A 13,268-nucleotide genomic window follows, 5' to 3' on the forward strand; every position below is an offset into this window, starting at 1 on the left:
CCACCCGAGCAACGAGCAGAACCGCGCCACCCGGCCACCGGCAGAACCGCACCACCCGGCCACCGGCAGAACCGCACCACCCGAGCACCAAGCAGAACCGCGCCACCCGGCCACCGGCAGAACCGCGCCACCCGAGCACCAGGCAGAACCGCGCCACCCGAGCAACAGGGAGAGAACGTATGGCACCCGGCCTTCCCCCCGCCATGGACCGACCGCACTTCATCGGCATCGGCGGGGCCGGGATGTCGGGGATCGCGAAGATCCTCGCGCAGCGGGGTGCCGCGGTCGCCGGGAGCGACGCCAAGGAGTCGGCCACGGCCGAGGCCCTGCGGGCGCTCGGGGCGACGGTCCACATCGGGCACGCGGCCGGGCATCTCGCCGACGACGCGAGCTGTGTCGTGGTGTCCTCGGCGATCCGGCCGGACAACCCCGAACTGGCCCGCGCCGCCGAACGGGGAGTGCCGGTCGTGCACCGCTCCGACGCGCTGGCCGCGCTGATGGAGGGGCTGCGCCCGATCGCGGTCGCCGGTACCCACGGCAAGACCACCACCACCTCGATGCTCGCGGTCTCCCTGGCCGCGCTGGGCCTGGAGCCGTCGTACGCGATCGGCGGGGACCTGGACGCGCCCGGCTCCAACGCGCTGCACGGCGCCGGGGAGATCTTCGTCGCCGAGGCCGACGAATCCGACCGCAGCTTCCACAAGTACGCGCCCGAGGTCGCCATCGTCCTCAACGTGGAACTGGACCACCACGCGAACTACGCGTCGATGGACGAGATCTACGAGTCCTTCGCCACCTTCGTGGACCGGATCACCGACGGCGGCACCCTCGTCGTCGCCGCCGACCAGGAGGGCGCGCGCGAGCTGACCCGCCGGGTGGCCGGCCGCGCCGTCACGGTGGTGACGTACGGGGAGGCCGAGGACGCCGACGTACGGATCCTCTCGGTCGTGCCGCAGGGACTCAGGAGCGAGGTCACCGTACTGCTCGACGGGGCCGAGCTGACGTTCACCGTCTCCGTGCCCGGCCGCCACTACGCCCACAACGCCGTCGCCGCGCTCGCCGCGGGCGTCGCCCTCGGGGTGCCGGCCGCCGGGCTGGCCACGGCGCTCGGCGCGTACACCGGGGTCAAGCGGCGGCTCCAGCTCAAGGGCGAGGCCGCCGGGGTGCAGGTGATCGACTCCTACGCCCATCACCCGACCGAGATGACCGCCGACCTGGAGGCGATGCGGGGGGCGGCCGGGGACGGACGGATCCTGGTCCTCTTCCAGCCGCACCTGTTCTCCCGCACCCAGGAGCTGGGCAAGGAGATGGGCGAGGCGCTGGCCCTCGCCGACGCCGCCGTGGTGCTCGACATCTACCCGGCCCGCGAGGACCCGATCCCCGGGGTGACCAGCGAGCTGATCATCGAGGCGGCCCGTGCGGCGGGCGCCGAGGTGACCGCCGTGCACGACAAGGGCGAGGCGCCGGCCCTGATCGCGGGAATGGCGAAGGCGGGGGATCTGGTTCTCACCATGGGTGCGGGCGACGTCACCGACCTCGGACCGCACCTCCTGGACCGACTGTCGCAGTGAAGGGACCGAGTGCCATGGCGTACGACGTCGACAAGCCGGACGAGCAATGGCGGGCCGAGCTGAGCCCGGCGGAGTACGCGGTACTGCGCCAGGCCGGGACCGAACCCGCGTTCACCGGTGAGTACACCGACACCAAGACCGTGGGCGTCTACTCCTGTCGCGCCTGCGGTGCCGAGCTGTTCACCTCGGACACCAAGTTCGACTCCCACTGCGGCTGGCCGAGCTTCTTCGATCCGAAGGACAGCGACGCGGTGGAGCTGATCGAGGACCGCTCGCACGGGATGGTGCGCACGGAGGTGCGGTGTGCCCGGTGCGGCTCGCACCTCGGGCATGTGTTCGCGGGCGAGGGGTATGCCACCCCGACCGATCAGCGGTACTGCATCAACAGCATCTCGCTGAAGCTGAGCCCCGAGCAGGCGTGAGCCGACCCGGCCCCTGAACCCCGAGCCCCGCCCGAGCCCCCGGCCCCCGCCGGGGTCGGGGCCGGGGGCTCGGGCCAGGGGCCCGGGGTCACAGCACCTTCCGCTGCACCAGCGCCGACAGCACCAGCGCGCCCGGCAGCAGCGGCAGCCACACCGTCAGCACCCGGTAGCCGATGACCGTGGTCGTGGCGAGGGACACCGGGGCGCCCAGCGCGCTCATCGTGAAGATCACCGCCGCGTCCACCGGCCCGATGCCGCCCGGCGCGGGCACCGCGCCCACCGCCGTACTGGCGATCAGCAGCGCGAAGACCACCTGCGCCCAGCCCAGCGGCAGCCCCACGGCGAAGCCGACGGCCGCGATCACACTGCCCTGGAGCAGCGGGGTGGCCGCCGCGCCCAGCCACAGCGGCAGATAGCGGCTCGGGCGGGAGTGCAGCACGCGGGCGTCGGTGAGCGCCGTGCGCAGGAACCCGCCCAGCGGGCGGCGCAGCGCCGGCAGGGCCGTCACCAGCACCGCAGCCGTCACCCCGGCCAGCGTGACCCCGCCCCCGATCAGCAGCAGCGTCCGTGTGCTCGGCATGAGATCGCCGAGGTGCAGCATGCCGGGGAAGGCCACCAGGAAGGCGATCAGTACGACCGTCTTCGCGACCGGTCTGACCAGCGAGTACAGCGCGAGCGACGCGGTGCCGCGGGGCAGCGGGATGCCCTGGTTCTGAAGGAAGCGCAGGGTGACGGCGTGGGCGCCGATGCTGGCGGGCAGCACATGGTTCGCGGCGCCCGCGGCGAACTGGGAGGCCAGCAGCGGGCCCGGCGGCAGCCGCTCCGGGAGCGCGCCCTGCCGGGTGACGGCGGAGGCGACCCAGCCGAGGCAGGTGAAGACGCCCGCGATCAGCAGCCACCAGGGGTCGGCCGAGGCGAGGCGCACGACACCGTCGTACATCGAACGCCAGTCGGCCACCGCCCAGGCGGCGATCACCAGCAGGGGCAGCAGGCTGACCGTCAGGCGTACGGCGCGGGCGGAGACGGGGGAGCGGCGGACATCGGTGACGTGGGGGGCGTCGGTGGCGTCGGCGGCACCGATGGCGTCGGCGGCATCGGCGGAGGGAACGGCGTCGGGCAGCGGCCTCGGCGGGCCGTCGAGCGGCATGAGCGTCACGGCGTACGTCGTCCTTCCGCATCGCGCCCACGCGAAGGAGCGGGGCGGACGGATGCAAGGCGAGCGGGGGAGGGGGCACGGTGGGGACGTCGGATGACTGCGAGGAGTGTGCGTTCTACGAGGAGTGTGCGGGACTACGGGGAGTCTGCGGGACTACGAGGAGTGTGCGGGACTACGAGGAGTGTGCGGGACTAAGGGGACTGGTGCGGGACTACGGGGACTGTGGGGACGGTATGGCCTGTGGGGACGGTATGGCCTGTGGGGCCGGGGGAGCGGGACGGGGACGGCGGGGCAGGGGCGACGAGGATGTCCGGATGGGAGACCGGGCATCTGTACGGGTCCAACGAAGGGGACGTCGGAAAGGTCCCCGTCCGTCATGACGGACGGATGACCCGCGGCCGACGAGGCCACGAAGGGCGGACGGACGGGCGCCACGCGCCCCAAGGAGGAGATACCCGCCGACCGACGACCCGCGCATTTTTTCTATGGATTTGCCACTCTTTATACCTGACCGCCCCGCCGAACGTCCGCGCCCGGCGACCCGCCCCCGGCGGTCGGCCCCGTCAGACCCCCGTCGGGGTGGGGGTCGGGACCGGGCGCAGGGGCAGTCGGACCGTGAAGAGGGTCTCCCCCGGGCCGCCGGTCAGTTCGAGGGTGCCGCCGTGCGCGCGGACCAGCGAACTCGCCACCGACAGACCGAGCCCGCTGCCGCCCCGGTCCCGGCTGCGGGCCTGGTCGACCCGGTAGAAGCGGTCGAAGACCCGCTCCCGGTCGGCGGCCGGGATCCCCGGCCCGGTGTCCGCCACCCGCACCAGCGCCGCCCCGTCCGCCACCGCCACCGCCAGCGACACCTCGGTGCCGGGCGGGGTGTGCACGGCCGCGTTGGTCAGCAGGTTGTCGAGCACCTGCCGCAGCCGTTGCGCGTCCAGTGCCAGCCGGACCGGCTCCGGACCGGCCGTGACCGTCAGCGGACGGTCGGGGCGCCCGGCCCGGAACGCGTCCGCCGCGTGCCGCGCCAGTTCCACCAGATCCGTCTCCGCGAGCCGCAGCGGCGCTTGGGCCTCGGCCGCGTCCAGCCGGGCGAGCAGCAGCAGATCGTCCAGCAGTACCCCCATCCGCGCGGCCTCCGCCCGCAGCCGGGCCAGATGCCGTTCCCGCTCCCCGGGCGCGTCGGCCGCCGCGTACTGGAAGAGATCGGCGTAGCCGCGCACCGACATCAGCGGGGTGCGCAGTTCGTGCGAGGCGTCCGCCACGAACCGGCGCAGCCGCTGCTCGGCCTCCGCGCGCACCGCCAGCGAGTCGTCGATGTGCTCCAGCATCGTGTTGAACGCCGTGCGCAGTTCCTCGACCTCCGGGCCGCCGCCCCGGGGACCGGCCCGCAGCGGCAGCCGGGCCGCCGACTCGGTCAGATCGTGCGAGGCGATGCCGTGCGCGGTGTGCGCCATGTCGCTCAGCGGCTTCAGCCCGCGCCGCAGCGTCCGCCGTCCGAACACCACCAGGGCCAGCAGCGCCAGGGCGAACGCGATGACCTGCACGGTGATCAGCCGGGTGACGGTGGCGTCGATGTCCTTCGTGGGAGCGGCCGTCACCAGCACCAGACCCGGCTCGATCTCACAGGCCCGCAGCAGGTACGAGCCCTCGCCGGGCAGCTGCGCGGTGCGGGTGAGGTCGGTCGGCGAGGAGTCCATCCGCTCCGCCAGCCCCGTGAACACCGAGGCGTCGTCCGGCAACTGGGCCGGCAGCCGTAGCTCGGGAACGTCGCCCGACACGTCGTAGACCGCCTGGTACCAGCCCAGATACGTCTGCTTCTCCACGTTGCCGTGCTGGCTGACGTCCTGCGACTGGACCACCTGGGCCTGCCGCATCTGATCGTTGAGCTGGGCCTCCAGATAGTCCCGCATGTACGTCGTCAGCGCCGTGCCCACCACCGCGAACACCGCCAGCGACAGCACCCCGAGCCCGAGCGCGAGCCGGGTGCCCAGGCGCAGCCTGCCGTACGTGCGCCGCAGCCGCGCCAGAACGCGTCTCACCCGGCCGCCTGCCGGATCACGTAGCCGAAGCCGCGCACCGTGTGGATCATCGGCTCACCGGTGTCGTCCAGCTTGCGGCGCAGCCGGCTCACCACCAGTTCCACCACGTTCGAGCGGCCCCCGAAGCCGTACTCCCAGACATGGTCCAGGATCTGCGCCTTGGTGAGCACGGTCGGCGAGCGGCGCATCAGATAGCGCAGCACCTCGTACTCGGTGGGCGTCAGGGTCAGCAGCCGGTCGCCGCGCCGCACCTCACGGGTGTCCTCGTCCATGCTGAGATCGCCCACCGACAGCACCGAACGCTGGAAGCCGGGCCCGGCGCCGCGCCGCAGCACGGTCCGCAGCCGGGCCATCAGCTCCTCCACCGCGAACGGCTTGACCAGATAGTCGTCGCCGCCGCGGGTCAGCCCCGCCACCCGGTCCGCGACACCGTCCCGCGCGGTCAGGAACACCACCGGCACCATCGTCCCCGAGCGGCGTAGCCGGTCCAGGACCCCGAAGCCGTCCACGTCCGGGAGCATCAGGTCCAGCACCACGATGTCCGGCCGGAACTCACCGGCCAGCCGCAGCGCGTCCTCCCCGGTGTTGGCCGTCGCGGCCTCCCAGCCCTCGTAGCGGGCGACGGTCGCGACGAGATCGGCGATGGGCGGGTCGTCGTCCACGACCAGCACCCGCACCTTGTCCACCCGGCTGTCCCGGTCCGTCCGGCTGTCCCGGTCCACCCGGCTGTCCCGGTCCGTCCGGCTGTCCTGGTCCGTCCGGCCGTCTCGCGCGTTCTCCACCCGTCCATACTGCGCCACCGGCCCGCCCGTGCCAGCCCCCCGGTCCCGGACGGGAGGCGATCGATAACCACTTGAAAGCCGTCCGACAGGAGAACGACAGCTCCCGCCCGGCAAGCTCGACGCACCGCACCCCGATCCACCCGCCGCACCGGGATCCGACCAAGGAGCTGCCGTCCGTGACGACCGTCGCCCCGCGTTCCACCACCCCCGCCACCGGCATCCGGCCGAGCGTCCTGGCCCGTGCCGGTCTCTCCACCTGCCTAGCCGTCAACGCGGCCGTGGTGGGCTACTTCTTCGTCCAGGCCGGATTCGCCTCGAACGCCCTGATCGTCCTGGGCCGGCTGGCCGGGCTCTACGGCGCGCTGCTGATGGCGTTCCAACTGCTGCTGGTGGCCCGGCTGCCCTGGCTGGACCGGCGGATCGGCATGGACCGGCTCACCTCCTGGCACCGCTGGACCGGCTTCGGTGTGCTCTGGCTGCTCCTCGCCCACGTCGTCTTCATCGTCCTCGGCTACGCCGACCCCGCCGGCTTGGACCCCGTCGACCAGCTCGTGCATCTCGCCGAGACCGTCGAGGGCGTGCTCCGCGCTGTCGTCGCCCTCGCCCTGATCCTCGTCGTCGGCGCGGTCTCCGCCCGTTTCGCCCGGCGCCGACTGGCGTACGAGACCTGGCACTTCATCCATCTCTACACCTACCTCGCGGTGGTGCTCGCCTTCACCCACCAGGTCGCCGCCGGTACGACCTTCGCCGCCTCGTCCCTCGCCACGGCCTACTGGTACGTCCTGTGGGGCGGCGCGCTCGGCGCGGTGTGCGCGGGCCGGGTGGTGCTGCCGCTGTGGCGCAACTGGCGGCACCGGCTGGTCGTCACCGCCGTCGTGCCCGAGTCGGACCAGGTGGTCTCCGTCCATATGACCGGCCGCCGGCTCGATCTGCTGCCCGCCCGCGCCGGACAGTTCTTCCTGTGGCGGTTCCTCACCCGGGACCGCTGGTGGCAGGCCAACCCCTACTCCCTGTCGGCGGCGCCCGACGGCCGCACCCTGCGGCTCACCGCCAAGGCGTCCGGCGACGGCAGCGCCGCCCTGCGCGGACTCAGGCCCGGCACCCGGGTCTTCGCCGAGGGCCCCTACGGCGCCTTCACCACCCTGCACCGCACCCGCCCCGACGCCGTCCTGATCGCCGGCGGTGTCGGTGTCACCCCGATCCGCGCGCTGCTGGAGGAACTGGAGGGCCACGCCGTCGTCCTGTACCGCGTCACCGCCGACCGGGACGCCGTCCTCCACGACGAACTGCGCGGCCTCGCCCTGTCCCGCGGCGCCGCACTCCATGTGATCACCGGCCCGGCCCGGCCCGACCGGCTCGCCCCGGCCGAACTGACCCGGCTGGTACCGGACATCGCCGACCGGGACGTCTACGTGTGCGGTCCGCCCGCGATGACCCGGGCCGTCCTGCGCAGCCTGCGGGAGCTGGGGGTGCCGGGGCCGCAGATCCACTTCGAGCGGTTCAGCCTTGCCGGCTGACCCCGGCCGTTCGACGCCGACGCCGACGCCCGACGCCCGAAGCCGACGCCGATGCCGACGCGGAAGCCGACGCGGACGGCGATGTCGATGCCGACGCCCGACGCCCGACGCCGACGTCCCGGACATGAGAAGGAAGCGACCGTGAAGCGAGTACTGCCCGTTCTGGCCCTGACCGTCGTGGGCCTGGTCCCGCTCTGGCGCTACGCGCCCGCCACCGGTACGACCGCCCCCACCGAGGCCGCCCGGCCGGTCGGCCCCGCGCCCTCCCCCGACGGGCCGTCGGACGGGACCTCGGGCGGATCCACGGACGGATCCATGGACGGATCCTCGGGCGGGACCCCGGCTCCCGGGCCGAGTGTCTTCGCGGGGTCCCTGGTGCACACCGAGAAGGGGCCGGTGCAGGTGGAGGTGACGTTCGCGGGGGAGGAGATCACGGCCGTACGCATGCTGACGCAGCCGGACCATCCGCAGACCACCGCCGCCGTGCCCCGGCTGATCGAGGACACCCTCACGGCGCAGAGCGCGGACATCGACACAGTCTCCGGCGCCACCGTCACCAGCGAGGGCTACAAGGAGTCCTTGCAGGCGGCGCTGGACGCCAAGGGCATCTGAGGTGCGGCGGGTCGAGCAGGTGATGGGGTTCCCCGTCTCGGTGCGGATCGACGACGAGCGGGTGCCGGAGGGGGCCGTGGACGCGGTGTTCGCCTGGCTGCGCGAGGTCGACGAGCGGTTCAGCCCGTTCCGGCCCGGCAGCGAGGTGTCCCGGCTCGACCGGGGGGAGACCGCGACCGACGCGATCAGCGCCGAACTGGCCGAGGTGCTGCGGCTGTGCGAGTACTACCGGGTGGCGACCGGCGGCGCGTTCGACGCCTGGCTGCCGGGGCGGGGCCTCGATCCCTGCGCGGTGGTCAAGGGGTGGTCGGTGCAGCGGGCCGCCGAGTCGCTGCGCGCGGCCGGGGTGCGGCGGTTCTGTCTGAACGCCGGGGGCGATGTCGTGGCGGCGGGCGGGCCCTGGCGGGTGGGCGTACGGCATCCCGGGGACGCCGGGCGGCTGTGCGCGGTGCTTCGGATCGCGGACGGGGCGGTGGCCACGTCCGCGCGGTACGAGCGGGGCGATCACATCGTGGACGGGCGGACCGGCGAGGCGGCCGACGCGCTGCTGAGCCTCACCGTCGTCGCGCCCACGCTGACGGAGGCCGACGCGGTGGCCACGGCGGGGTTCGCGCTCGGCGCGGAAGGGGCCGACTGGGCCGCCGCGCGCCCGGGCTGCGAGGTGTTCGCCGTGGACCGGGAGGGCAGGGTGCGCAGATCCTCCCGGCTGCCACTGGCGGACACGGGCTGAGCCGCTCGGCGCGCGCACTTGCCCCGGGGTTCGTCGCCCGGCGGGCCCGACGCCCGGCGCCTGCGTCGGCGTGTTCGCCTGCTCGGGCTTCGGGACTTCGGCACCGCCCGGCACGACACCTCCTTCGGCCCCGACCCGTACGGCACCTGGGAACTCGTCCGGGCCGGGCAGGACAACCCGGTGCACGCGCTGCGGCTCGCGCCGGCCCGGCAGGACGCCCCGACCGTCGCCGCGGTCGGCGCGGTGCTCGGCGGCCTGTGGACGATGGAGTGCTCCTACGTCCGGCTGATCACCCTGGCCGAGGAGACCGGCCCGCTGCTCTCCCACCACCGGCCCGCCCCCGCCGACGTGGCACCCGTCAGGTCCGTGCTCACCTTCAGTGGTGGAGGGAGGGTGAAGGCGGCTGAAAACAGGTCGCCCTCCGGCCGACCGCCATGGTGCACTGCCCGGCATGAGTCCACCCGGCCCGGTCGGGAACCGGCGTACTCCCGCCAAGTTTCCGCAACACAACCGGTCTAGACTCACTCCCCGACGGCCCGAGACCGCGCGCAACGTGCCCCTATGCGGTCAGCACCTGCCAACCCCGAAGGGTATTCGGCGTTTTGATACGGATAGATTCAGTCACCAAGCGATACCCGGACGGCACGGTGGCGGTCGACCGGCTCTCCCTCGACATACCGGACCGCTCCATCACGGTCCTGGTGGGACCCTCGGGCTGCGGCAAGACCACGACCCTGCGCATGATCAACCGGATGGTCGAGCCCAGCGAGGGCCGCATCCTCCTCGACGGCGTCGACATCACCGACCAGCCGGTGAACACCCTGCGCCGGTCCATGGGATACGTCATCCAGAACGCGGGCCTCTTCCAGCACCGCACCATCGTGGACAACATCGCCACCGTGCCCCGGCTGCTCGGCTGGGGCAAGGACAAGGCCCGCGCCCGCGCCCGTGAGCTGATGGAACGCGTCGGACTCGACGCCGCCCTCGCCCGGCGCTACCCCTACCAGCTCTCCGGCGGCCAGCAGCAGCGCGTCGGCGTGGCCCGCGCCCTCGCCGCCGACCCGCCCGTCCTGCTCATGGACGAACCCTTCTCCGCCGTCGACCCGGTCGTCCGCAAGGGCCTCCAGGACGAACTCCTGCGGATCCAGGAGGAACTGGGCAAGACCATCGTCTTCGTCACCCACGACATCGACGAGGCCGTCAAACTCGGCACCATGGTCGCCGTGCTGCGCACCGGCGGCCGGCTCGCCCAGTTCGCGCCCCCCGCCGACCTGCTCACCCACCCCGCCGACGCCTTCGTGGAGGACTTCCTCGGCGCCGACCGGGGAGTGCGCCGGCTCTCCTTCTTCCCCTCGGCCGGGCTGCCGCTGCGCACCGAGCCCATCGCCGCCGTGGACGCCACCGCCGAGCAGATCGCCGCCCGCACCGGCGCCGACACGCCCTACCTCCTCGTCATCGACGTCGACGGCAGGCCCCTCGGCTGGAGCGAGCAGCACGCGGCGGGCGCCGGCCGCATCGACCCCGACCGGCTCCTCCCCTACGGCCACCCCTTCCGCCCCGGCCACGACTCGCTGCGCGCCGCGCTCGACGCCGCCGTGCTGTCGCCGACCGGCTGGGCCGTCGCCGTGGACGCCGAGGGCCGCGCCGTCGGGGTGGTCTCCCAGGCCGCCATCGGCGAGGCGATCCGGGGCGCCCACGCGAAGAGCGACACACCGGGAGGCGCCCCGGCCGCAGGCAGTGCCCCCGGCGGCGTCCCGGCCGCGAAGGTCGCCCCGTGAACGGCCTCTTCGACATGCCGAGCGACCTCCAGAACACCTACTGGGGGCTGATCGGACTGCATCTGCGCAACGCGCTGATCCCGGTACTGATCGGACTGCTGGTGGCGCTGCCGCTGGCCCAGGCGTGCGTGCGGGTGCGCTGGCTCTACCCGCCCGTGCTGTGGGTGACGACAGTCCTGTACGCGATCCCGTCGCTGGCCTTCTTCGTCGTACTGATCGACTACACGGGCCTCAGCGAGACCACGGTGATGATCCCGCTCGCCGTCTACAGCCTGGTCGTCTTCGTCCCGGCGATCGTGGACGGGGTGCGCTCGGTGCCGCGCGAGACCCTGGACGCGGCCGTCGCCATGGGCATCGGCCCGGTCCGCCGCTACCTCCAGGTCCAACTGCCCATCGCGGCCCCCGCCATCATCGCGGGACTGCGGGTGGCGTCGGTCTCCAGCATCTCCCTGGTCAGCGTCGGCATGCTGATCGGCAACCAGGGCGCCCTCGGCAACCTCCTCAACAGCGGCATGATCTACAACCAGCCCCGGCTGATCTGGCTCTCCGTGATCGGCACCGCCGTGCTCGCGGTCCTCGTGGACGCGGCCCTGATCGGACTGCGGCTGCTGCTGACGCCGTGGATGCCCAGGGGCTCCGCCAAGTCGGCCTCCCCGACCCTCACCGTCGTCGCCGCGGAGGAGACCCCGTCGTGAACATCCTCCACTTCATGGACGCCTTCTTCAGCGACAGCGCCCGCTGGGAGGGCTACGACGGGATACCCACCCGGCTGCTGGAGCACATCGAGTACACACTGATGGCCCTCGGCATCGCCGCCGCCGTCGGCCTGCCCGTCGGCCTGCTCACCGGCCACACCGGGCGCGGCGGCAACGCCCTCGCCCTCATCGCCACGGCCGCCCGCGCACTGCCCAGCTTCGGCCTGATGGTCCTGCTGTTCGTCCTGCTCGGACTGGGCCTGGCCCCCGTGATGATCCCGCTGGTGGTCCTCGCCATCCCCCCGATCCTCGTCACCACGTACGAGGCGGTCCGCTCCGTCGACCCGGCCCCCGTGGACGCGGCCCGGGGCATGGGCATGGCCGAACCGGAGATCCTCTTCCGCGTCGAGCTTCCCGTCGCGCTGCCGCTGATCCTCAGCGGGCTGCGCTCCGCGGCCATCCAGATCGTCTCCACCGCGACCATCGCGGCGTACGTCAGCTTCGGCGGCCTGGGCCGCTACATCGTGGACGGCCTCTACCAGCGCGACTACGAGAAGGTGGTGGGCGGGGCGACCCTGGTGGCGGCGATGGCCCTGGTGACCCTGGGCCTGTTCTGGACGGCGGGGAAGCTGGCGGTGTCCCGGGGCGTACGCGGCAGGAGCGTCCCGTAGGGGGCGCGGGGAACGGCGCACTCCGGCCCCGCCGGCCGACACGTTCCCCGCGGCCCCCGTGTCACCCGCGGCCCCGTGTCACCCTTCCGCCCGCTGCAACGCCAGTTCCAGCACCACCAGCAACGCGTCCCGCACGGAGCCCCGTTCCCGGGCGTCGAACACCACCAGCGGGACCGGCTCGGCGACGTCGAGCGCCCACCGCACCTCGTCCAGCGCGTGCTCCACCCGCCCGTCGAAGGCGTTCACGGCCACGGCGAACGGGATCCGCCGGTGCTCGAAGTAGTCGACGGCGGCATAGCAGTCGTCGAGCCGGCGGGTGTCGACGATGACCAGCGCGCCGACCGCCCCCTCCACGATGTCGTCCCACATGAACCCGAACCGCTCCTGTCCGGGCGTGCCGAACAGATACAGCTTCAGCGTCGGGTCGATGGTGAGGCAGCCGAAGTCCATCGCGACCGTGGTGGTGGTCTTGCGCGGGGTGTGACTCAGATCGTCCACCCCCGCCGTGACCTCGGTGATGGCCGCCTCGGTGGTGAGCGGTTCGATCTCGGAGATCGCGCCGACCGTGGTGGTCTTGCCCACCCCGAACCCGCCCGCGATCACCAGCTTGACCGGCAGCGGCGGACGTACGGCGGCCCGTCCGGCCGTGCCGACGGCGAGACGATCAGTCGGTGTCACGGAGTACCCCTCGGGAGTCGGGGATGGCCCGCAGGCCATCGATAACCCTTCGCAGGACGGAAGCGTCATGGGTGGCGGCGGCGTCGGGCACGTGCACCGCCAGATGCCCCTCGGCCCGCAGATCCTCGGCGAGGACCCGGACCACGTTGAGGTGCAGCTTCAGCCGGGACGCGAGTTCCGCGATCGACTGCGGGACCGCGCACGCGGCGACGATGTCGTGCTGCTCGAAAGAGAGCCGGCCGAGCGCGTGGAGCCCCTGGGCGGTGGCGATCACCTGGGTCTCGACGGGCATCGTACGGCCGGTGGCCGTGCCCGCCACCCGGCCCGCGGTGACCAGGAACGGCCGTACGGCCGCGACCGGTTCCACCGCGTGGTCCCGGCCCCGGGCCACGGCGGCCCCGGCACGCTCCGGTCTCGCGGGGTCCCCGGAGTCCGCGGACCCCTGGGACCCCGAGGACTCCGGGGACCCCATTGAGTCGGCTGAGTCCCCCGGGTCGGCCGGGTCCGCCGGGTCGGCGGTGTCCGTCGGGCTCGGGGGGCCGGTCGGGCCCGGTGTGGTCCGGTCCAGGTCGCCGGAAGCGCGGCCGTCCGCCATGGCTGGTCTCTTCCTCTCTGCAACGGACGAC

At 73.2% G+C, this 13,268-nt stretch carries 14 protein-coding genes; 9 read left to right on the plus strand and 5 right to left on the minus strand.

Going from position 1 to position 13,268, the window contains the following annotated elements; genetic code table 11:
- The first annotated feature begins 179 nt into the window (after positions 1-179).
- The gene (gene murC, locus ACIQNG_RS11405) at positions 180-1,571 is read left to right on the plus strand and encodes a UDP-N-acetylmuramate--L-alanine ligase (protein WP_401484142.1); all 1,392 of its coding nucleotides are present in this window, start codon (positions 180-182) and stop codon (positions 1,569-1,571) included.
- 14 nt (positions 1,572-1,585) lie between these two features.
- Positions 1,586-1,993, plus strand: a complete 408-nt coding sequence (msrB, locus tag ACIQNG_RS11410; protein ID WP_401425924.1) for a peptide-methionine (R)-S-oxide reductase MsrB — start codon at positions 1,586-1,588, stop codon at positions 1,991-1,993.
- Between the two features lie 88 nt (positions 1,994-2,081).
- Here msrB and ACIQNG_RS11415 read toward each other — a convergent pair whose 3' ends face one another.
- The 3 genes from ACIQNG_RS11415 to ACIQNG_RS11425 form a co-directional block, all read right to left on the minus strand.
- On the minus strand, positions 2,082-3,149 hold the full coding sequence (locus ACIQNG_RS11415) for a YbhN family protein (RefSeq protein WP_401484144.1): 1,068 nt from the start codon (positions 3,147-3,149) through the stop codon (positions 2,082-2,084).
- Between the two features lie 563 nt (positions 3,150-3,712).
- On the minus strand, positions 3,713-5,179 hold the full coding sequence (locus tag ACIQNG_RS11420) for a sensor histidine kinase (RefSeq protein WP_401484146.1): 1,467 nt from the start codon (positions 5,177-5,179) through the stop codon (positions 3,713-3,715).
- Positions 5,176-5,865, minus strand: a complete 690-nt coding sequence (locus ACIQNG_RS11425; protein WP_401426414.1) for a response regulator transcription factor — start codon at positions 5,863-5,865, stop codon at positions 5,176-5,178. The genes ACIQNG_RS11420 and ACIQNG_RS11425 overlap by 4 nt, the downstream gene beginning before the upstream one ends.
- Positions 5,866-6,137: 272 nt before the next feature.
- On the opposite strand from ACIQNG_RS11425, the gene ACIQNG_RS11430 reads away from it, so the two are divergent.
- The 7 genes from ACIQNG_RS11430 to ACIQNG_RS11460 all read left to right on the plus strand — a co-directional run bounded on the left by ACIQNG_RS11430 (position 6,138) and on the right by ACIQNG_RS11460 (position 11,964).
- Positions 6,138-7,478 (plus strand): ferric reductase-like transmembrane domain-containing protein, encoded by a 1,341-nt coding sequence (locus ACIQNG_RS11430; protein ID WP_401484147.1) that lies wholly within the window; start codon positions 6,138-6,140, stop codon positions 7,476-7,478.
- A 141-nt stretch (positions 7,479-7,619) separates the two neighbouring features.
- Positions 7,620-8,090 (plus strand): FMN-binding protein, encoded by a 471-nt coding sequence (locus ACIQNG_RS11435; RefSeq protein ID WP_401484148.1) that lies wholly within the window; start codon positions 7,620-7,622, stop codon positions 8,088-8,090.
- A 1-nt stretch (position 8,091) separates the two neighbouring features.
- A complete protein-coding gene (locus ACIQNG_RS11440) occupies positions 8,092-8,820 on the plus strand; it encodes an FAD:protein FMN transferase (RefSeq protein ID WP_401484150.1) in 729 nt (242 codons plus the stop codon).
- Positions 8,821-8,838: 18 nt separating this feature from the next.
- Positions 8,839-9,339, plus strand: a complete 501-nt coding sequence (locus ACIQNG_RS11445; RefSeq protein ID WP_401484152.1) for a hypothetical protein — start codon at positions 8,839-8,841, stop codon at positions 9,337-9,339.
- Between the two features lie 83 nt (positions 9,340-9,422).
- Complete coding sequence (locus ACIQNG_RS11450; protein ID WP_401484154.1) at positions 9,423-10,598, plus strand: ABC transporter ATP-binding protein; 1,176 nt, start codon at positions 9,423-9,425, stop codon at positions 10,596-10,598.
- Complete coding sequence (locus tag ACIQNG_RS11455; protein WP_401425943.1) at positions 10,595-11,293, plus strand: ABC transporter permease; 699 nt, start codon at positions 10,595-10,597, stop codon at positions 11,291-11,293. Before ACIQNG_RS11450 ends, ACIQNG_RS11455 begins: the two co-directional genes overlap by 4 nt.
- On the plus strand, positions 11,290-11,964 hold the full coding sequence (locus ACIQNG_RS11460) for an ABC transporter permease (protein WP_401425946.1): 675 nt from the start codon (positions 11,290-11,292) through the stop codon (positions 11,962-11,964). Before ACIQNG_RS11455 ends, ACIQNG_RS11460 begins: the two co-directional genes overlap by 4 nt.
- A gap of 78 nt (positions 11,965-12,042) precedes the next feature.
- Here ACIQNG_RS11460 and ACIQNG_RS11465 read toward each other — a convergent pair whose 3' ends face one another.
- Both ACIQNG_RS11465 and ACIQNG_RS11470 read right to left on the minus strand, forming a co-directional pair.
- On the minus strand, positions 12,043-12,642 hold the full coding sequence (locus ACIQNG_RS11465) for a GTP-binding protein (protein WP_401484157.1): 600 nt from the start codon (positions 12,640-12,642) through the stop codon (positions 12,043-12,045).
- Positions 12,629-13,114, minus strand: a complete 486-nt coding sequence (locus ACIQNG_RS11470) for a DUF742 domain-containing protein (RefSeq protein WP_401426416.1) — start codon at positions 13,112-13,114, stop codon at positions 12,629-12,631. Before ACIQNG_RS11470 ends, ACIQNG_RS11465 begins: the two co-directional genes overlap by 14 nt.
- Between the last annotated feature and the right edge of the window lie 154 nt (positions 13,115-13,268).

Source organism: Streptomyces sp. NPDC091377 (assembly GCF_044757045.1).
Classification (GTDB): domain Bacteria; phylum Actinomycetota; class Actinomycetes; order Streptomycetales; family Streptomycetaceae; genus Streptomyces.

Excerpts from the sequence above, each read along its gene's own strand:
- murC (WP_401484142.1), top strand. The coding sequence starts at position 180 with ATGGCACCCGGCCTTCCCCCCGCCATGGACCGACCGCACTTCATCGGC.
- msrB (WP_401425924.1), top strand. The coding sequence starts at position 1,586 with ATGGCGTACGACGTCGACAAGCCGGACGAGCAATGGCGGGCCGAGCTG.
- ACIQNG_RS11470 (WP_401426416.1), bottom strand. The coding sequence starts at position 13,114 with ATGGGGTCCCCGGAGTCCTCGGGGTCCCAGGGGTCCGCGGACTCCGGG.